This window comes from Streptomyces sp. A18 (assembly GCF_059026065.1).
Map to the genome: position 1 here is coordinate 45,583 of NZ_JBWLKL010000029.1, position 18,160 is coordinate 63,742.

The 18,160-nt window shown below is 69.4% G+C and carries 23 protein-coding genes; 16 read left to right on the plus strand and 7 right to left on the minus strand.

Translation table 11 applies throughout. The features are described from left to right. Window positions 1-149 precede the first annotated feature (149 nt). The 7 genes from AC5P1C_RS32130 (at window position 150) to AC5P1C_RS32160 (ending at window position 5,052) form a co-directional block, all read left to right on the plus strand. Complete coding sequence (locus AC5P1C_RS32130) at window positions 150-1,049, plus strand: alpha/beta hydrolase (protein WP_493869474.1); 900 nt, start codon at window positions 150-152, stop codon at window positions 1,047-1,049. Next, window positions 1,043-1,297 (plus strand): MoaD/ThiS family protein, encoded by a 255-nt coding sequence (locus AC5P1C_RS32135; protein ID WP_160505846.1) that lies wholly within the window; start codon window positions 1,043-1,045, stop codon window positions 1,295-1,297. Before AC5P1C_RS32130 ends, AC5P1C_RS32135 begins: the two co-directional genes overlap by 7 nt. An 8-nt stretch (window positions 1,298-1,305) precedes the next feature. Continuing rightward, window positions 1,306-2,526 (plus strand): hypothetical protein, encoded by a 1,221-nt coding sequence (locus AC5P1C_RS32140; RefSeq protein WP_493869475.1) that lies wholly within the window; start codon window positions 1,306-1,308, stop codon window positions 2,524-2,526. Window positions 2,527-2,656: 130 nt separating this feature from the next. After that, complete coding sequence (locus tag AC5P1C_RS32145; RefSeq protein WP_493869476.1) at window positions 2,657-3,412, plus strand: LmeA family phospholipid-binding protein; 756 nt, start codon at window positions 2,657-2,659, stop codon at window positions 3,410-3,412. 225 nt (window positions 3,413-3,637) lie between these two features. Beyond that, window positions 3,638-3,718: a putative leader peptide gene (locus tag AC5P1C_RS32150; protein WP_351007875.1), complete on the plus strand. Its 81-nt coding sequence runs from the start codon at window positions 3,638-3,640 to the stop codon at window positions 3,716-3,718. Window positions 3,719-3,873: 155 nt separating this feature from the next. Then, window positions 3,874-4,719, plus strand: coding sequence for a sulfurtransferase (locus AC5P1C_RS32155; RefSeq protein WP_409058452.1), 846 nt, complete (start codon window positions 3,874-3,876; stop codon window positions 4,717-4,719). 45 nt (window positions 4,720-4,764) lie between these two features. Next, the gene (locus AC5P1C_RS32160) at window positions 4,765-5,052 is read left to right on the plus strand and encodes a DUF1416 domain-containing protein (RefSeq protein WP_160505842.1); all 288 of its coding nucleotides are present in this window, start codon (window positions 4,765-4,767) and stop codon (window positions 5,050-5,052) included. A 145-nt stretch (window positions 5,053-5,197) separates the two neighbouring features. Here the strand turns inward: AC5P1C_RS32160 and AC5P1C_RS32165 are convergent, their stop codons facing one another. Continuing rightward, the gene (locus tag AC5P1C_RS32165) at window positions 5,198-5,455 is read right to left on the minus strand and encodes a DUF3099 domain-containing protein (RefSeq protein WP_493869477.1); all 258 of its coding nucleotides are present in this window, start codon (window positions 5,453-5,455) and stop codon (window positions 5,198-5,200) included. A 65-nt stretch (window positions 5,456-5,520) separates the two neighbouring features. Next, complete coding sequence (locus AC5P1C_RS32170) at window positions 5,521-5,883, minus strand: DsrE family protein (RefSeq protein ID WP_493869478.1); 363 nt, start codon at window positions 5,881-5,883, stop codon at window positions 5,521-5,523. A 248-nt stretch (window positions 5,884-6,131) separates the two neighbouring features. On the opposite strand from AC5P1C_RS32170, the gene AC5P1C_RS32175 reads away from it, so the two are divergent. The 3 genes from AC5P1C_RS32175 to ygfZ are packed head-to-tail and all read left to right on the plus strand — an operon-like array spanning window position 6,132 to window position 8,143. Beyond that, window positions 6,132-6,704 carry a heme-binding beta-barrel domain-containing protein gene (locus tag AC5P1C_RS32175; RefSeq protein ID WP_249589121.1) on the plus strand — a complete coding sequence of 191 codons (573 nt, stop codon included), beginning with the start codon at window positions 6,132-6,134 and terminating at the stop codon, window positions 6,702-6,704. Window positions 6,705-6,720: 16 nt separating this feature from the next. Continuing rightward, window positions 6,721-7,143, plus strand: a complete 423-nt coding sequence (locus AC5P1C_RS32180; RefSeq protein ID WP_493869479.1) for a Fur family transcriptional regulator — start codon at window positions 6,721-6,723, stop codon at window positions 7,141-7,143. Between the two features lie 34 nt (window positions 7,144-7,177). Then, on the plus strand, window positions 7,178-8,143 hold the full coding sequence (ygfZ, locus tag AC5P1C_RS32185) for a CAF17-like 4Fe-4S cluster assembly/insertion protein YgfZ (RefSeq protein ID WP_493869480.1): 966 nt from the start codon (window positions 7,178-7,180) through the stop codon (window positions 8,141-8,143). A 38-nt stretch (window positions 8,144-8,181) separates the two neighbouring features. Here the strand turns inward: ygfZ and dtd are convergent, their stop codons facing one another. Further along, complete coding sequence (gene dtd, locus AC5P1C_RS32190; RefSeq protein WP_493869481.1) at window positions 8,182-8,619, minus strand: D-aminoacyl-tRNA deacylase; 438 nt, start codon at window positions 8,617-8,619, stop codon at window positions 8,182-8,184. Window positions 8,620-8,796: 177 nt separating this feature from the next. On the opposite strand from dtd, the gene AC5P1C_RS32195 reads away from it, so the two are divergent. Together AC5P1C_RS32195 and AC5P1C_RS32200 are read left to right on the plus strand one after the other, a co-directional pair. After that, window positions 8,797-9,435: an RsiG family protein gene (locus AC5P1C_RS32195; protein ID WP_493869482.1), complete on the plus strand. Its 639-nt coding sequence runs from the start codon at window positions 8,797-8,799 to the stop codon at window positions 9,433-9,435. A 60-nt stretch (window positions 9,436-9,495) separates the two neighbouring features. Continuing rightward, on the plus strand, window positions 9,496-10,473 hold the full coding sequence (locus AC5P1C_RS32200) for an asparaginase (RefSeq protein ID WP_493869483.1): 978 nt from the start codon (window positions 9,496-9,498) through the stop codon (window positions 10,471-10,473). Between the two features lie 199 nt (window positions 10,474-10,672). Here AC5P1C_RS32200 and AC5P1C_RS32205 read toward each other — a convergent pair whose 3' ends face one another. Beyond that, on the minus strand, window positions 10,673-10,858 hold the full coding sequence (locus tag AC5P1C_RS32205; RefSeq protein WP_493869484.1) for a hypothetical protein: 186 nt from the start codon (window positions 10,856-10,858) through the stop codon (window positions 10,673-10,675). A gap of 242 nt (window positions 10,859-11,100) precedes the next feature. Here AC5P1C_RS32205 and AC5P1C_RS32210 point away from each other — a divergent pair, with 242 nt between their 5' ends. Beyond that, on the plus strand, window positions 11,101-11,976 hold the full coding sequence (locus tag AC5P1C_RS32210) for a FadR/GntR family transcriptional regulator (protein ID WP_493869485.1): 876 nt from the start codon (window positions 11,101-11,103) through the stop codon (window positions 11,974-11,976). A 29-nt stretch (window positions 11,977-12,005) separates the two neighbouring features. Here AC5P1C_RS32210 and AC5P1C_RS32215 read toward each other — a convergent pair whose 3' ends face one another. Next, on the minus strand, window positions 12,006-12,194 hold the full coding sequence (locus tag AC5P1C_RS32215) for a hypothetical protein (RefSeq protein WP_493869486.1): 189 nt from the start codon (window positions 12,192-12,194) through the stop codon (window positions 12,006-12,008). A gap of 125 nt (window positions 12,195-12,319) precedes the next feature. Here AC5P1C_RS32215 and AC5P1C_RS32220 point away from each other — a divergent pair, with 125 nt between their 5' ends. The 3 genes from AC5P1C_RS32220 to AC5P1C_RS32230 all read left to right on the plus strand — a co-directional run bounded on the left by AC5P1C_RS32220 (window position 12,320) and on the right by AC5P1C_RS32230 (window position 16,364). After that, window positions 12,320-13,219 carry a GntR family transcriptional regulator gene (locus AC5P1C_RS32220; RefSeq protein ID WP_493869523.1) on the plus strand — a complete coding sequence of 300 codons (900 nt, stop codon included), beginning with the start codon at window positions 12,320-12,322 and terminating at the stop codon, window positions 13,217-13,219. Beyond that, on the plus strand, window positions 13,168-13,956 hold the full coding sequence (locus AC5P1C_RS32225; protein WP_493869487.1) for an HAD family hydrolase: 789 nt from the start codon (window positions 13,168-13,170) through the stop codon (window positions 13,954-13,956). Before AC5P1C_RS32220 ends, AC5P1C_RS32225 begins: the two co-directional genes overlap by 52 nt. A gap of 290 nt (window positions 13,957-14,246) precedes the next feature. Next, window positions 14,247-16,364 (plus strand): phosphotransferase family protein, encoded by a 2,118-nt coding sequence (locus AC5P1C_RS32230; protein WP_493869524.1) that lies wholly within the window; start codon window positions 14,247-14,249, stop codon window positions 16,362-16,364. A gap of 14 nt (window positions 16,365-16,378) precedes the next feature. Here the strand turns inward: AC5P1C_RS32230 and AC5P1C_RS32235 are convergent, their stop codons facing one another. Together AC5P1C_RS32235 and AC5P1C_RS32240 are read right to left on the minus strand one after the other, a co-directional pair. Beyond that, window positions 16,379-17,125, minus strand: a complete 747-nt coding sequence (locus tag AC5P1C_RS32235; protein WP_493869488.1) for an ABC transporter permease — start codon at window positions 17,123-17,125, stop codon at window positions 16,379-16,381. Then, window positions 17,118-18,104, minus strand: coding sequence for an ABC transporter ATP-binding protein (locus tag AC5P1C_RS32240; RefSeq protein WP_493869489.1), 987 nt, complete (start codon window positions 18,102-18,104; stop codon window positions 17,118-17,120). The genes AC5P1C_RS32235 and AC5P1C_RS32240 overlap by 8 nt, the downstream gene beginning before the upstream one ends. Between the last annotated feature and the right edge of the window lie 56 nt (window positions 18,105-18,160).

Genomic DNA, 18,160 nt, shown 5'->3' on the forward strand with positions numbered 1-18,160 from the left:
CACTGCTTCGTACTGCGTACTGCGTACTGCCGTGGTTCCGGAGCCCGCGCCCTGGGCTCCTGCGCGCTCTGTGTCCACAACGCGTCTGAAAGCACGAAAGGACCCGGGGGCTTCGCTGCCCGGATCCTCTGCCAAGGAGAATAGCCCACATGAGTTCCGGACCGGCAGGTCAATTCGCACGATCTTCTGTGCGGCCGATCACTCACGTTCAGCGGCGCGCAACGCTCCGTACACGGGACGGTGTGGCGATCGACGCTGCGTACGAGCCCGGTCCCGACCCGGACACGGACCTCGCGATCGTGCTCGCGCACGGCTTCACCGGAGACCTGGACCGGCCGCACGTGCGGCGCGCCGCCGGCGTCTTCGGCAAGGCCGCGGCCGTGATCACCTTCTCTTTCCGGGGCCATGGGGCGTCCGGCGGGCTCTCCACGGTCGGCGACCGCGAGGTGCTCGATCTGGCGGCCGCGGTGGAGTGGGCGCGGTCCCTCGGCCATGCGCGCGTGGTGACCGTGGGTTTCTCGATGGGCGGTTCCGTGGTGCTCCGGCACGCGGCGCTCGCGGGAGCAGCGCATGGGGGGCGCACGGAAGCGCGGGTTGACGCGGTGGTCGCCGTGAGTGCTCCGGCCCGTTGGTTCTACCGGGGGACGGCGCCGATGCGGCGGCTGCACTGGGTGGTGACGCGGCCCGCGGGGCGCGTGGTGGGCCGGTGGGGTCTGCGCACGAGAATCCACCCGCACGAGTGGGACCCCGTACCGCTCTCGCCGGTGGAATCCGTCCCTCTCATCGCGCCGACGCCGCTGCTGATCGTGCACGGTGACCGGGACCCGTACTTCCCCGTGGACCACCCCCGGATGCTGGCCGCCGCCGCTGCGGGCGGGGCCGAGCTGTGGCTCGAGGCGGGGATGGGGCACGCGGAGAACGCGGCGGACGACGCCCTGCTCGGTCGGATCGCCGAGTGGGTCACGGCATCATGGACGTCGGCAACCGCCGAAGGACCGGCATCCGCCGAAGGACCGGCATCCGCCGAAGGAGAGGAGCTGCCATGGTGAACGGCACCATTCGTTACTGGGCCGCGGCCAAAGCAGCCGCAGGCGTCGCGGAGGAGCCGTACGCCGCGACGACGCTGGCCGAGGCGTTGGACGCGGCGCGCGAGCGACACCCCGGTGAACTGGTCCGTGTACTGCGGCGATGCTCGTTCCTCATCGACGGCGACCCCGTGGGTACCCGCGGGCATGAGACGGTACGGCTGGCCGAGGGCGGCACGGTCGAGGTGCTCCCGCCGTTCGCAGGAGGGTGAGCAGCGATATGAGCGATCCGCGATATCAGGGGTACGGGGAGTACGACCCCTACCGGGGGGACTATCCGCCTGCCGAGCCGCAGGCGTACCCCTCCCCCTCTGACCAGCAGTACGCCCAGCAGCAGTACCAGTATCCGTACCCGCAGCAGCCGTACCCCCAGGACGCCTCGTACACCCAGCAGTGGGAGGGACAGACCTGGGACACCCAGATCCAGCCCTCACCTGTGGCGGACGTGACGGACACCGCTTATCTGCCCCCGCAGTCTTACGGGGAGCCGCAGCCGCAGCCATCGCCTGGTTACACGGAACCCGGCAGCTTCGGCGGCCACGCCCACCCTTCCCCGAGCTCTCAACTTCGTTCGAGCAGGGGAGACCCCCATCGCCCTGCGGAACGCCTGCCCATGGCAGAGCCGGAGCCGGAAGCGGGAGACCCCACCACCTACGGGCCCGCCACCACCACCGGCAACCCCCGCATCACCGACGCCCAGCGCGCCCGCGCCGAGGGGCGGTCGCCTGTCATAGAGCCGGGGATCCAGCCCGCCGCGCTGACCGCCGTCCTCGGGCTGCTGCTCGCCGGGACCGCGGCCATCTCGCAGTACGCACTCCTCGTACCGCTGATCCTGCTGCAAGCCGTCACCGCCGCCGGATGGTTCCGGCTCAACGGGATGTGGCCCGCCCGGCAGGGCATCGCGCTCGCCTTCATGGGCGGTGTCGTCGCCGACATCGTGCTGCTCGCCACCGGCAAGGAGAACGCGCCCGCGGCGATCCTCGGCACCCTCGGCGTGTGGGTGCTGCTCGTCCTCGTGCTGCAACTGCGCAGCCGTGCCTCCGCCGATGAGCGGATGGCCGGTCTGATGGCGACCGTCGCGTCCGCCGCGCTCGCGATCATCGCGACCGGGTACCTCGCCGCGTCCGACGACGCGGTGACGGTCGGCGGCATCGCCGTCGCGGTCGCCGTGATCGCCCGCGCGCTGCCGCTGTCGACGCCCGCCTCCGTCGTCGTCGCGCTGCTCGCGGCCACGGGTGCGGGTATCGCCGTCGGCGGCATGACGGACTTCGGCGGCAAGGGCGCGCTGCTCGGCCTCGGCGCCGGTGTCTGCGCGCTGATCGGCCACCGGGTGGCCAGTTACGACTACCCGTCCCGCTTCGTGCACATGACGGCGGGCGTCGCCCTGCCGCTCGCCGCGGCGGCCCCGGCCGTCTACGTGCTCGGTCGTGCCATCGGCTGACCACCGGCACAGGCTGATCGTCACAGGTGATCGACAGGTCCCCGGTCGGGCTCTCCCGCCGGGGACCTGTCCTTTAGGCTCGCGGCAAACGACAGTTGAGTCGGGGGCACAAGGTGGGGGAACACCGGACATGAGCAAGCGCGCCGTACGAATACTTCTGACCGTCGTCGTGATCCTGGGGGGCCTTTTCGTGGGTGCCGACCGCCTCGCGGTGGGCTTCGCGGAGGACGAGGCGGCTCAGAAGCTGCGTACCAGCGAGGGGCTCAGCGAGACGCCGGACGTCTCCATCAAGGGCTTCCCCTTCCTGACCCAGGTCGCGGGCGGCACGCTCGACGACGTCGAGATCGGCATCCAGAACTACGACGCCAGCTCCGGCTCCGACAAGATCCGCATCGCCGATCTGAACGCCCGGATGCAGGGCGTCGAGTTCTCCGGCGACTACAGCTCCGCCACCGCGGCCGAGGCCACCGGCACGGCCCGGATCTCGTACGACGAGCTGCTCAAGGAGGCGCAGGGCGAGCCGCCGGTCAAGCTGCCGCTGGGCGCCACCGGCAAGGTGGTCGGGCTCTCGGACGGCGGCGACGGCAAGATCAAGGTCGAGGTCGAGGTGAGCAAGGGCGGCACGAAGCTGCCGAAGCCGGTGCACGTGCTGAGCTCGGTCCGCGTCGAGGACGACACGATCAAGGTGAACGCCGACGAGATCCCGAAGAAGTTCGAGGTCCTCGGCGTCTCGATCCCCCTCCCCGAGGGCCTGGTCCGCGATGTGACCGACTTCGAGGAGAAGGTCAGCGGCCTGCCGGGCGGCATCAAGATCGACGAGGTGACGCCGGCCGAGGACGGCGTGGACATCTCGGTCAAGGGTACGAACGTGAAGCTCGCGGGCTGAGGCCCGGAACGGGCCTGATGGCGGCCGCGTAGAGCCGCCGTTCCGCAGTACGAGACGAAGCCGTCCGCGCGGTGGATGTGGCAGGGGCGCAAACAGGCCCCCGCCCCCGCGCGGGCGGCTTCGCCGTTCCGCCGATCCCCTCCCCATCCCACAATACGGATGATCGCGTCTCATCATTCGACACCCCGGTGACACGGCCGCCCTCGCGTCCTTACGATCGGACGCATGCAGCGACAGGCGGACCTCACGAAGCGGCGGGCAGTAGACCTGTGCCGCGTCGCCGCCATGCTCTGTCGCACCTTCTGAGCGGGAGCTCCGACTTCCGCGTCCCCCAGGCCCGTTGACACCGTCAGGGCCACCCCCCGCCGCGTACGCCGCGCCACCGCGCGATCACAGCCCGTACCCGGCACCCCTCGCACAGCACCGCAGCCCCGCCGCAACTGCCCCGGAGGAGAAGAAGTATGAGCCGCAGCGACGTCCTGGTAGACGCCGACTGGGTCGAGGCCCACATCGACGACCCGAAGGTCGCCATCGTGGAGGTCGACGAAGACACCTCCGCGTACGACAAGAACCACATCAAGAACGCGATCCGCATCGACTGGACCGACGACCTCCAGGACCCGGTCCGCCGTGACTTCGTCGACCAGGAGGGCTTCGAGAAGCTCCTGTCGGCCAAGGGCATCGCGAACGACACCACCGTCGTCCTCTATGGCGGCAACAACAACTGGTTCGCGTCCTACGCCTTCTGGTACTTCAAGCTCTACGGCCACCAGGACGTGAAGCTCCTCGACGGCGGCCGCAAGAAGTGGGAGCTCGACTCCCGCGACCTGGTCGACGGCGACCAGGTGCCGCAGCGCCCGGCCACCTCGTACAAGGCCAAGCCCCAGGACACGTCGATCCGCGCTTTCCGCGACGACGTCGTCGCCGCGATCGGCGCGCAGAACCTGGTCGACGTGCGCTCGCCCGACGAGTTCAGCGGCAAGCTGCTCGCCCCCGCGCACCTGCCGCAGGAGCAGTCGCAGCGTCCGGGCCACGTCCCGTCCGCGCGCAACATCCCGTGGTCGAAGAACGCCAACGACGACGGCACCTTCAAGTCGGACGACGAGCTCAAGGCCCTCTACGAGGACGAGCAGGTCGACCTGGCCAAGGACACCATCGCGTACTGCCGCATCGGTGAGCGCTCGGCGCTCACCTGGTTCGTCCTGCACGAGCTGCTCGGCCAGACCAACGTCAAGAACTACGACGGCTCCTGGACCGAGTACGGCTCCCTCGTCGGCGTCCCGATCGAGCTCGGCGCCAACAAGTAACAACACCTCCCCGAACCCGCAGTGACCAGCTAAGGACGAACGCATATGTGTGGAGCGAAGGCCGGCGGACCCGACGCCTCGACGATCAAGCCCGGCGAGACCACCATCCAGGGCCAGGTGACCCGCGACGGCGAACCCGTCAGCGGCTACGTACGGCTGCTCGACTCGACCGGCGAGTTCACCGCCGAGGTCCCGACCTCGGCGACCGGCCAGTTCCGCTTCTACGCGGCCGAGGGCACGTGGACTCTGCGCGCCCTGATCCCGGGCGGCACGGCGGACCGCACGGTCGTGGCCCAGACGGGCGGCCTCGCGGAGGTCGCGATCGCCGTCTGAGTCCGACGACAGCGGATCACTGACGGCTGGAGGGCCGCACCCCAGGGGGTTGGACGCCACTGGAACGGGGTGCGGTCCTTTGGCTTGTGGTGGTGTCCGCCGCGGCTAGCGGCGGTGTCCGCCGGCCAGTGGCGGTGTCTGTCGGCTAGCGGCGGCGTTTGCCGTCCAGTTCGTCCCACCACTCGTCGGACTTCGGGTCTCCCGACGGGTCGTCCCACCAGCGGTCGTCCGGGCCCCGGCGGTTCGCCACCATGGCGGCCACGGGTGGGATCACCATCGCCACGACGCACATCCCGACGGCGACGGGAATGGACCACAGGCGCACCACGCCCCACGCCAGGACGAACAGGGCGATGCACGTGCCCATCATGGCGAAGTAGGCGTGCCGCCTCCGCGCGTACATACATCCAGCGTAAAGCCGCATGGGTCGCTGTGGTCGGCTGTGGGCCGCTGAGTGGGCCGCCGTGGTCAGTAGACGAGGGCCTGTGTGTCGTCCGACATCGCTTCCTGTACGAACACCTGCGCGCCCGCGATCCGCACGCCCTCGAGCACGTCCTTCTCGGTGATCTCCCGACGCGCCGCGCACTGCGTGCAGAGCGTGATCCGTCCGGCGGCCACGATCGAGTCGATCAGGTCGGGCAGCGGTGCCGCGTGCGGGAGTTCGAACTCCGCCGCGCGTCCCGGCAGCGCGAACCACGCGGACTCACCGGTCAGCCAGAGGGAGACCTCGACGCCGCTTGCCACGGCCACCGCCGCCACCGTGAACGCCTGCGAGCAGCGCTCGGGGGCGTCGGCCCCTGCGGTCACTTTGATCACGAGCTTCTTCGCCATGGCCGCATCGTAAGGCCACCTCGCAGAGAGAGGTGAGGCGCGCACGACTACAGTGGGAGCGGCTCTGATACCTGCCCCAATAGCTCACCGAGGAGCACCCCGTGCTTGAGGCCTTCTTCTCCGCCCTGCTGGTTCTGGTCTGCGTCGGCGTTCTCGCGTTCGCCGGACTGACCGTGAAGAAGCTGTACCAGGGTCAGCGCTGAGCCCCGTACGCCCCGTACGCCACCTAGAGATCGTCTGAGCATCCCATGATCGAGATTCCGTCCGACCTGCACCCCGACCTCGTGCCCCTCGTTTGGCTCCTCGGCAACTGGGCCGGCGCGGGCGTCACCGACTTTCCCGGCGCCGAGAAGGCGAATTTCGGCCAGGAGGTGTCCTTCTCCCACGACGGGCGGGACTTCATCGAGTACCACTCGCACACGTGGGTGCTCGACGCCGAGGGCAACAAGGTCAAGCCGCTGGAGTCCGAGTCGGGCTTCTGGCGCATCGACAAGGACCGCAAGGTCGAGACCGTGATGGTGCGCGACGACGGCGTCGTCGAGGTCTGGTACGGCGAGCTGGCCGACCAGAAGCCGCAGATCGACCTGGTCACGGACGCGGTCGCCCGCACGGCGGCCTCCGGCCCGTACACCGGCGGCAAGCGTCTGTACGGGTACGTGAAGGGCGACCTGATGTGGGTCGGCGAGAAGCAGACCCCCGAGGTGCCGCTCCGTCCGTACATGTCGGCGCAGCTGAAGAAGGTCGTCTCGCCAGAGGACGTCGCCGAGATGGCCCGCGGCCTGGGCGACCTGCCGGACGACGGCATCGCTTTCTTCAAGTAGGCCTACACTCCGAAGTGTGGTGAGCACCGACTGGAAAAGCGACCTGCGACAGCGCGGCTACCGGCTGACGCCGCAGCGCCAGCTTGTCCTCGAAGCCGTCGACACCCTTGAGCACGCGACCCCCGACGACATCCTCAGCGAAGTGCGGAAGACGGCGTCGGGGGTCAATATTTCCACCGTCTACCGGACCCTGGAGCTCCTGGAGGAGCTGGGCCTGGTCAGCCACGCGCACCTGGGGCACGGGGCGCCGACGTACCACCTCGCGGACCGCCATCATCACATCCACCTGGTGTGCCGGGACTGCACGAACGTCATCGAGGCGGATGTCTCGGTGGCCGCCGAGTTCACCGCGAAGCTGCGGGACACGTTCGGCTTCGACACCGACCTGAAGCACTTCGCGATCTTCGGGCGCTGCGAGAACTGCTCCGGCAAGGAATAAGTGCGCGTACCGGGGGGTCGTAGTGTGGGTGAACATGAAGAGCCCCCTCCTGTCCCTGCCCGGCGCCGTCCCCGCCGAGGGCGTGGACGAAGGCGTCGCCGCCCACTACGGCGATCTGTTCCGTGAGCAGCGCGCCCTCGCCGACGGCACCGGTTTCGTCGACCTCTCGCACCGCGGCGTCGTCACCGTCTCGGGCCCCGACCGGCTGAGCTGGCTGCACCTGCTGCTCACGCAACACGTGACGGAGCTGCCCGTCGGCCAGGCCACCGAGGCGCTGATCCTCTCCGCGCACGGCCACATCGAGCACGCCCTCTATCTCGTCGACGACGGCGAGACGGTATGGGCGCACGTCGAGCCCGGCACGCAGGACGCGCTGGTCGCGTACCTGGAGAGCATGAAGTTCTTCAACCGGGTAGAAGTCGCCGACCGTACGGACGAGTTCGCGGTCGTGTATCTGCCGGCTGGTTCGATCGCCGCGGTCCCGGACGGTGTCGTCGTACGCGAGACGCCGCACGGCCGGGATCTCTTCCTGCCGCGCGCGTCCCTTGAGTCGTACGCCGAGGAGAGCGGCCCCGCGGTCGGCCTCCTCGCCTACGAGGCGCTGCGCGTGGAGGAGCACAGGCCGCGGCTCGGCTTCGAGACGGACCACCGCACGATCCCGCACGAGCTGGGCTGGATCGGCACGGCGGTGCACCTGCAGAAGGGCTGCTACCGCGGCCAGGAAACGGTCGCCCGCGTCCAGAACCTGGGCAAGCCGCCGCGCCGCCTGGTCTTCCTCCACCTGGACGGCAGCGAGGTGCACCTGCCGGTGCAGGGCACGCCGCTGTACCTCGCGAGCGAGGGCGAGGAGGGCCGGAAGCTGGGCTTCATCACGACGGCGGTACGCCACCACGAGCTGGGCCCGATCGCCCTGGCCCTGATCAAGCGCAACGTACCGCTGGACGCGGCGCTGGTCGCGGGTGCGACGGCGGCGGCGCAGGAGGTCGTGGTCGAGCCGTAGCTCGGCCGGCCGGCCTGGAGCGGTGTCTTTCCCGCCCGTCACATCTCCAGCAGCACCGTGAACGGGCCATCGTTCGTCAAAGCCACCCGCATCTGCGCGCCAAAGCGTCCCGTCGCCACCGTCGCACCCAGCGACCGGAGTTGGGCCACCACCTCGTCCACGAGGGGCTCGGCGACGTCGCCGGGTGCGGCGGCGTTCCAGGTGGGCCTGCGGCCCTTGCGCGCGTCGCCGTACAGCGTGAACTGGCTGATGACCAGCAGCGGCGCGTCGATGTCCGAGCAGGACTTCTCGTCGGCCAGCATCCGAACGGACCAGAGTTTGCGGGCCAGTTGGGCCGCCTTCTCCTTGGTGTCCTCGTGGGTCACGCCCACCAGGACGCACAGCCCCTCGCCGCTGATCTCGCCGACCGTCTCGGGGCCGTTCTCGCCCTCGACGACGACGGACGCTCCGTCCACCCTCTGCACCACTGCACGCATACGGCCCATCATGCCGTGCTCCGTACGGCCGCGATGCGCCGGATGCGCCGCCCGTGAGGTGGGCCTGAACCCCCCATCTGGGGCCGATTAGGGGCACTCGCTCACATAGCGGCCACCCGGGGTGGCACCATGCTCACACGCGGTGTACCGCGCCGGTCGAGGGGACGGTAGAGCCACATGAGCACACCAAGTACGGGACAGCCGCCCGGACCTGTGTCACTGACCCGCATGAGCGCAGTGCGACGTACGAACGTGCCGCGCCCGCCCACGCAGCGCACGGACAGCGCGGTCCTTTCCGAGCAGCCCGAGCACGACCTGGCCGCGCTGCTCCTGCGCGAACTGCGTGAGCTGCGCAGGAGCGCCCAGCAGAACGAGGCGGACCTGAGCTATGTCCGGCGCCTCCTCCAGGGGCGGATCGACATTCTGCGGGCCGAGGTCGGGCGCCGCAGGGATCCGGCGGCGCCGGGGCCTGGGGGACGGCTGGGTCCGGAGGGTCCGGTCGTGGACCGGCTCTCGGAGATCCTCACGGACGGTCCGACCCGGCACCGCTCGTCGGCCCGGCATGTGACGCTGGGCACGCCGCACAGCGCGGAGTACGGCCTTCTGGCGACCGAAATGCTCGCCGAGGTCGAGCTCTCCGACCTGGACGCCCGCACGGACGACGAGCTGCACACGGCCATGGGGCGGCTCATCCGCTACGAACAGCAGGTTTCCCGGCGCCGCCATCAGCTGCAGCGCACGGCGGACGATTGCAGCGCGGAGATCGCCCGCAGGTACCGTGAAGGCGAAGCACAAGTAGACGACCTGCTCGCGTGACCCGGTGATCCCGGCCTCCGCGGGCGGCCCCACGCCACCTCCCGCCCCGGAAGGCCGAAGATGACCTCGACGTCCGCCGAGTCCACCGCCACCCCTGTCATATCCCCGGTCCTCGCTGAGGTCGTACGTTCAGGCTTCGTCGAGGGCCGGCACAGGGGCAGCCTGGTGCTGCTCGCGGCGGACGGCAGTGTGGAGCTGGCGATGGGGGACGTGAGTGCCCCGGTCTTCCCGAGGTCGGCGAACAAGCCGATGCAGGCGGCCGCGGTGCTGCGGGCAGGCCTTGACCTGTCGGGTGAGCGGCTCGCGCTCGCGGCCGCGAGCCACTCCGGGGAGACCTTCCACCGTGACCTCGTCCAGAAGATGCTGGCCGAGCACGGCCTGACGGCGGCTGACCTGCAGTGCCCGCCCGATCTCCCGCTGGACGCGGTCGAGGCCGAGACATATTTGGCAGCCGGTGCCGTACGTGACCGGGTCACGATGAACTGCTCCGGCAAGCACGCGGCGATGCTGGCGGTGTGCGACCTGAACGGCTGGCCCGCGGATTCCTACCTGGACCCGCGCCACCCCCTCCAGCAGCTGATCCTCCAGGTCGTCGAGGAAGCGGCGGGGGAGAAGGTGGCGGCCGTCGGCACGGACGGCTGCGGCGCCCCCCTGATGGCGATCTCCCTGACCGGCCTGGCCCGTGCCTTCCGTCACTTCGTCCTCGCCCCCGAGGACACCGCTGAGCGCCGGGTCGCGGACGCGATGCGGGCCCACCCCGAGTACGTCGCGGGCACGCGACGCCCCGATACGTGGCTCATGCGGGAGATCCCCGGGGCGCTGTCCAAGATGGGCGCGGAGGCGGTCCAGGCGTTCGCGCTGCCGGACGGCCGTGCGCTGGCGTTCAAGGTGGACGACGGAGGGCTCCGGGCTCTTGGTCCCATCCTGGCCCGAGCGCTGGGCCTGGCGGGCGTGGAGGCGGATGTCCTGCTCCGCGTGGGGCGTGTGGCGCTGCTGGGCGGCGCGGCCGAGGTGGGCGAGATCCGGGCGGCGTTCTAGGGGTTCCCTGCGGGGTTCCGCTGTGGGGTTCCGCTGTGGGGCAGGGGTTTCCCTGCGGGGCGATCGGGCGGGTGGGTCTGAACGCACGGGCCGCGGGGCTGCTCTCTGAGCCTTGGCCCCGAGCCCCGCGGCCTCTTCGGTCGGTGGCTGACCGGACTCCCGGCTCCCCTCCGGATGGGAGCCCGGTCAGCCAGCTCTGTCAGCCCGACTGGGCGAGCAGCAGGACGAGGATCGCAGCCCCGACGCCGCTGATTTTGGTGCTCTTGGCCTTGATGCCCACGGTCAGCAGGACGAAGGCGACGATGCCCATCGGTCCGTACTTCCACTGGATGAGCTGCTCGAATCCGATGGCGAGGGCGGCGATGACGATGGCGATGAGCGGCATGACGTTCCCCCTTTCGGGATGGGGCGGCGGGCTCCGTCCCATCCGGTCGGCAGCCGTCCGGTGGGCAACTGCTGGCGGCCAACCCCTGAGGGTTCCCACCAGGTTGCCTAAGTTGGCTACCAACTTCACCTGAGTTATCTCCGCGCTGGCTCGATTCATAACCACCTTCCGAGCAACTCCCCAAAGATGGCGCGAAGTTGTACTGTTTGGTTGTGAGCCCGGAACCTGCCCCCGTCAATGGGATGAAGAGGCCGCACAGGTCTCACCAAGAGGTGGCCGACGAGCTGCGTGACCGGATCAGGTCCGGGTCGCTGCGGCCGGGTCAGCGCATGCCGACGCAGGCCGAGTTGGCCGACGAGTTCGGCGTGGAGCGCGGCGCGATACGTGAGGCGCTGCGCATTCTGCAGGGCGAGAACCTGCTGGCGAACGTGTCCAAGGGGAGCCCCGCCACGGTCGCCGAGACCTCGAAGCAGGTGCTGGCCGGGCCCGGCGGCGTCAAACCGCAGCCCACCATGGTCGGCCTCGCCCCGCGCATCGCCGCCGCGTTCGAGGCCCCGCACGTGGAGATCGACGCGCTCTGCCTGACCTCCATCTCGCTCACGATGGCGATCGGGGAACCGCTCCGTCAGATTCACGCCGGGCAGCGGAAACCGGCCAAGGTCACCGTCCGCGTGCTCCTGCCGAGCCGCAGCATCGACCTCGCCTTCCCGGCGGCGGTGGACAGCGGGGACGACGAGGGAGGGCAGGTCCACCGGCGCTGGCTGGACCAGCGGAACGCACAGGGGCAGGTGCTCCGGCACAACCTCCTGGCGCTGCGGACCTCGCACGGCATCGATGTGGACGTCTCGTTCCGCGCCCTGCCGTTCACGCCGCCGGTGAAGCTGTATCTCCTCAACGGCTCCGAGGCACTCTTCGCGTACTACACCCTGACCAAGCAGAGCGAACAGATCGACCACGAGCCCTTGGAGATGTACGACGCCCAGGGCGCGCAGTCGATGCTGTTCCCCTTCCACCAGGGGGACGGGTTGCGGGACACGACATTCGTGGAACAGTCCCATCTGTGGTTCAACGCGCTGTGGGGCACGATCAGTCAGGATCTGGAGCTGGCGCGCGGCTAGTCCGCTGCTGGTCCGCCGCCAGTTCGCTGCTAGATGGCGGGACCGGTCATCATCAGCGCCAGGACCACGGCGCCGATGGAGCTGCAGGTGGGGTTCTTGGCCTTGATGCCGATGCTCAGGAGCAGAAGTCCGATGAGGCCGGTGGGTCCGTACCGCCACTGCACGAACTGCTCGATCGTGACGGCGAACACGGCGGCGAGGAGGGCGAGGACGGCCATGATGGTTCCCCCTTCTGCCATCTCGGGTGAGTTGGCAACCAACTTCACTTGAGTTGTCCCCACTTGGTCCCGCAACATAAACAACTTCAAGACAACTGCCCTGAGATGGTGCGGAGTTGTATCGTCTGGTCGTGACCCAGGAGAACGTTGCAGTGAACGGCAACAGAAAACTCACCCCCCAGGACATCGCCGACACCCTCCGCGACCGCATCCGCACAGGCGACCTCAAACCTGGTGACCGCCTCCCCACGCAAGCGGTGCTCGCGGAGGAGTTCGGCGTGGAGCGGGGGACGGTGCGGCAGGCGCTGAAGACGCTGCAGGGTGACGGACTCCTTGCCAACGTGAGCAAGGGCAGCCCGCCACGGATCGCGGCGGAGCCGCCCGAGTCGACGTCGCCGGGCATGGGAGCCGTGGAGCCGCAGGCGTCGATGGTCGGCCTCGCGCCACGGCTCGCGGCGGCCTTCTCGGAGCCGCAGGTGCGGATCGATGTGGTGTCGTACACGGCGGAGACGCTGATGATCGCGCTGGGCGAGCCGGTGCGCCACATCCACGAGGGCCTCATCCGCCCCGAGTCGATCAACGTACGGATCATGCTCCCCAGCAGCGAGATCGACCTGGCCTTCCCCCGACCGACCAGCGGCCAGGACGAGGGCGGCAAGGTCCATGGGCGCTGGCTCGCGCTGCGCAACACGCAGGGGCAGGTCCTGCGCCACAACTTGCGCGCGCTGCGCTCCTCGCACGGCATCGACGTCGACGTGTCCTTCCGCGCGCTGCCGTTCACGCCGCCGGTGAAGCTGTACCTGCTGAACCAGCGGGAGGCGCTGCTCGCCTACTACACCATCGAGCGCAGCATGCTGGACGTCGACAGTGCGGAGGTGGAGGCCTTCGACGTCTCGGGGCTGCGGTCCCCGCTCTTCTCCTTCGAGAAGGGCACGGCGCCGCGGGACGCCGCGTTCGTGGAAGAGTCCCAGAAATGGTTCGACGCGCTCTGGGCAACCATCGCGACGGAGCTGACACTCTCTTAGTGACTCCTGATACGACGCAGACTGAGTGGATGGCAGAAGAGACCGGGAATTTGCGAGAACTGATCACACGCGCCCGTTTCGTACTCTTCGACTTCGACGGACCCATCTGCCGGCTGTTCGCCGGGCACTCGGCCGAGGCGATCGCGAGGGATCAGGTCCGCTGGCTGGAGGAACGGGGGCTGCGCGGCCTACTCACCGAGGAGGAGCGCGCGGAGCCGGACCCGCACGCGGTCCTGCGCGCGGTGGACAAGAGACACCCCGGCAGCGACCTGGTGGCCGAGCTGGAGGAACGGCTCAGCCAGCAGGAACTGACAGCGGTCTCCTCCGCGTGGCCCACGCAGTACGCGGACCCCCTGATCATGACGTGGCACGCCATGGGCCCCCGCCTGGCGATCACCACGAACAACTCCCCGCGGGCGGTGATCCGTTACCTGGAGGGTCGGCGCCTGGGGCAGTGCTTTTCCCCGCACATCTACGGCCGTACGAAGAACCTCCACCAGCTGAAGCCGGACCCGTACTGCCTCAACCGCGCCCTCCGGGCGATGGGCGCGGAACCCTCGGCGGCACTGATGATCGGCGACGCCCCCACGGACTTCCAGGCCGCCGAGGCCGCGGGAGTGGACTTCTTGGGCTACGCGCGTAACGAGCGGAAGGCGAAGGTGCTGAAGAAGGCGGGAGCGGATTGTGTGGTGGGTTCGCTGGAGCCGGTGCTGAAGGTGTTGCGGGGTCAGGCCTGAGCCCGTGAGCGACAGGGCACGAAACGGAAGCTTTCTCGAACGTCACGCCTCCATGGAGTGGCGCGTACCTCATTGAGCCCATCGTTTACCGCCCACGCGTCGTCAGTGTTCTCACGCGCCACTAAGGTGTGCATCACTTTCGCCTTCCTCGCGTGACTATTCAGGAGCGGCCCGTGGGCGTGTCACCTGTGCCCAGTTCCCCGTCCCTGGCGTGCGCGGAGGACGTCGACGCCGACGACCCCGAAGATCCGTACCGCCAGTTCGTCGCGTACGCCCTGCTGCGTGGGGACATGAGCGGGGGTCACCACAACCAGAACTACGTGCATCCGCTGACGGCATCCATGGCGGAGCTGGTCGGCCGCGATGTCGGGGAGCCCGTCACCCTGCGGCTCCGGAGGAAGGACGCGCTGCCGGTCGTCATCCGGACCTGGGAGGACGAGTCGGCCATTCTGCGGGCGATCAAGGGTGTGCTGCCCCACGTGCCCGAGTGCCTGGCCAAGCGTGGCGACTCCTCGGTGCACAGCTACGTGGAAGGCGTGCCGTTCTCCAGCATCTGCCAGAACGGCAAACCGGTCGACTCGCTGCTGATCAAGGCACTGGCCACACTGCTCGCCCAGATGACTCAGGTCCGTCGAGAGAGCCTGCCCCCGCTGCCGGAGGGCTGGCCCCGCATCAACAACGGCCGACGGTCGTTCCTGCGGACTCTCGCGCATCTCGCGGAGCGCCAGATCCGACAGCCCAATTGGGCTGAGTTCGGTGGGCTGTTCGCGGCGCTCGGCATTCCCGAGGATGCGCTGCTCAGGCTGGCGGATCGGGTGCCCGTCATGGCACGCCGTCCCTACAGCCTCCTCCACACAGACCTGCACCGCGACAACGTGATCTTCTCCTACGCCGGTGACCCACCGCTGATCTGCGTGGACTGGGAACTCGCCACCTACGGCGATCCACTGCACGACCTGGCCACCCACCTGGTCCGCATGCGCTACCCCGAGCACCAGTGGGACGAGGTGATCGAGGCCTGGGCGGACGCGATGGGGCGGCTCAGACCCAGGGCGGTCAACGGCCTGTCACGGGACCTGAAGCACTACGTCGCCTTCGAGCGTGCCCAGTCCGTCTATCCGGACGTGATGCGCGCGGCCAAGTCACTGGGGGACGCGCCCGATCAGAAGAGCCTCGACGAGGCAACTGGTGTGGTGCGCCGGGCACTTGAACACGCGGCTGGTCCGCTCGGGCTGCGGGGTGTGCCCGGCGAGGCGGAGATCCAGCGGGTGCTGATCCGCTGGCGCGCGGCCCGGTCCGGCGGACGCGCCGGCGGGCGGCAGGTGACCCCGATCTCCTGGGCGCCGGACCAGCGCGTGCCGGAGCATCCCGACTTCCCCCAGGCGGCCGTACTCGACGCACTTGCCGCCGAGGGGGCGGCGCCGGCCTCCCGCGTCTACAAGGGGACGGGCCACCTGAACACCGTGGTCCGGGTGGAGGGCATCGAATTCCCGGTCGTGGTGCGGCGGAAACTGAGCTCGGCCGCGCGTCGCGAGCGCAGCATTCTCAGTGAGCACGCGGTGCTGCGGGCCATCGAAAAGTCCCGCGAGCCCGTGTGGGCCCCTCGGGTACTGGCCCTGGGCACGAGCCATTCGGAGGATGGGTTCGCGATCCACTCCTACGAGGGGCCGGGCGCCGGAGATCTGCCGCCGGACCACCCGGTGGACGGCCTGCGCCCCAGAGAAGCCGACCATCTGGTCGACCAGATGGTCGCGTTGGCCGATATCGACAGCGGACAGCTGGACCCCACCGCTGGTGAGTCGGACTTCTACGACTGGCTCTGCGATGAACTGGTGCGGCTGGTCATGCGTCTGCCCGAGGAATCGCAGAAGCTGGCCAGGGAACTCGGTCTGCCGGACGGCGCTCGTCTGCGGGAACTGCTGGGCCGCCATCAGTTGGTGAGGCGCCGCCCGTCCCTCTTGCACGGAGACCTCAACCCCTGGAATCTCGTACGCCACGACCTTCGCGGTGGGCTCACCGTCATCGACTGGGAGATGGCGATGGTCGGCGACCCGCTGTACGACCTGGTCCGCCACATGCACCTCACCCCGACTCGCCCCGAGATCAGGCAGCGCATGTTCAGCCGCTGGGAGCAGGGCCTTCCTCGGGAGTGCACGACCGGATGGCAGGAGGACTGGCCGGTGTACCGCTGGGTCGAGGTGATCCGGTCCGCCTACGTGGACCTGGACCGACTGGTCACGGGCACGGGCCTGGACGCGCCGAACGTGCAGCGCGCCGTGGACTCGTACGCGATGACCTTGGCGACAGCGACGGCCTCCCTCGGCCTCCGACAGGGACCAACGGCCAACCCTTACCTTGCCCGCGCGCTTCCGCACGGCCAGCAGGGTGCGTTGAGGGAGATGCCGTAGCAGCGGCTTGCGGCTCACGCCGTCCGGCGTTTGAACAGGACCCCCGATGCCGCCACCGAAGCCGCCAGGATTCCCGCGCACCATGCCAGGGCCAGCCAGGGGGTGGATCCCACCGGCTGGTCCAGGAGCAGGCCGCGTAGGGAGTCGATCACCTGGGTCACCGGCTGGTTGTCGGTGAAGGGGCGGAGCCAGTCGGGCATGGTGGATGTCTCCACGAAGGCGCTGCTCGGGTAGGGGAGGAAGCTCACGAAGAAGGTGAAGCCGCCTGCCGCTTCGGGGGACTTGGCCAGGAGGCCCACCGTCGCCGACAGCCAGGAGAGGGCCAGGATGAACGCCACGAGGATTCCTGTTGCCGCCAGCCATCCCGCGGGGGTCGCCGACGGGCGGAAGCCGATCGCGAAGGCCAGGGCGAGGACCAGGGTCGTGGCGATGAGGTTGCGTGCCACCGAGGCGAAGACGTGGCCCGCCAGGATCTGGGTGCCGCCGATGTCCAGGGAACGGAAGCGGTCGATTATGCCGCCCTTCAGGTCCTCCGTGACCGCCATCGCCGTGTTCGACGAGCCGAAGCCGGCGCAGAGGAGGAGTACCCCGGGTACTACGTACGTGACGTACGACTGGGTGTCCGTCTTGATCGCGCCGCCGAAGAAGTAGACGAAGATCAGGAGGAGCATCACCGGGAGCGCCATGGAGGTGATCAGGGCGTCCACATTGCGGCGGCTGATGCGGATCGCTCGGCCGGTCATGATCAGGGCCTCAGGCATGGGTCAGCCCCGTTGGCTGCGAAGGGTTCGGGTTCGGGTTCGTCAGGGTGAGGAAGACGTCGTCCAGCGTTGCCGTGCGGAGTGTGAACGTCGCGAGGTCGGTGCGGGTCGGGTCCAGGGTGTCCAGCAGGTCTCGTACGTTGCTTGCCGTGCCGTCCGTCGGGAAGCCGAGCGTCAGGGTTTCGGGGGCGTGGTGCGTCGCCCGGTCGGTCAGGCGGGCGTAGGCCTCTGGCGTGGTGAGCGTCGCGTCCAGGCGGTGGCCCGGTACCAGGGACTTCAGGGTCGCGGGTGAGCCCTCCGCCGCGATGACTCCCTCGTGCAACACCGCTATGTGGTGCGCGAGTTGGTCCGCCTCCTCCAGGTACTGGGTCGTCAGGAAGACCGTCGTGCCTTGCGCCGTGAGGTCGCGCACCACCTCCCACATCTCCTGGCGGCTGCGCGGGTCCAGGCCCGTCGTCGGCTCGTCCAGGAAGATGACCTCCGGGTCGCCCACCAGGCCCGCCGCCAGGTCGACGCGGCGGCGCATGCCTCCCGAGTACGTGCGGACCAGGCGGTCGCCCGCTTCCGTGAGCCCGAAGCGGGCCAGGAGTTCGGCCGCCTTGGCGCGGGCCGCCGGGCGGGGCAGGCCCGCGAGCCTCGCCATCATGCGGAGGTTCTCCGCGCCCGTCTGGGTCTCGTCGACCGCCGCGAACTGTCCGGTGAGGCTGATCGCGCGGCGGACCTCGCGTTGCCCCGTACGGATGTCGTGGCCCGCCACCCGTGCCGTGCCCGCGTCCGGCGTGGTGAGCGTGGTGAGGATGCGGACGGCCGTCGTCTTGCCGGCGCCGTTCGGGCCCAGGAGGGCGAAGACGGTGCCGGGTGGGACGGTGAGGTCGATTCCGCGCAGGACGGGGACGGCTGCTCGGCCGCCGGATCCGTACGTCTTGGTCAGGGCTTTGGCCTCGATGGCCGGGGGTTCGGTGCGTGGTGTGGGTGGCATGGGGTGCCTTCTCCCGGGCTACTGTGTAAGGCATACGCATTACTGGGTAAGGGTTA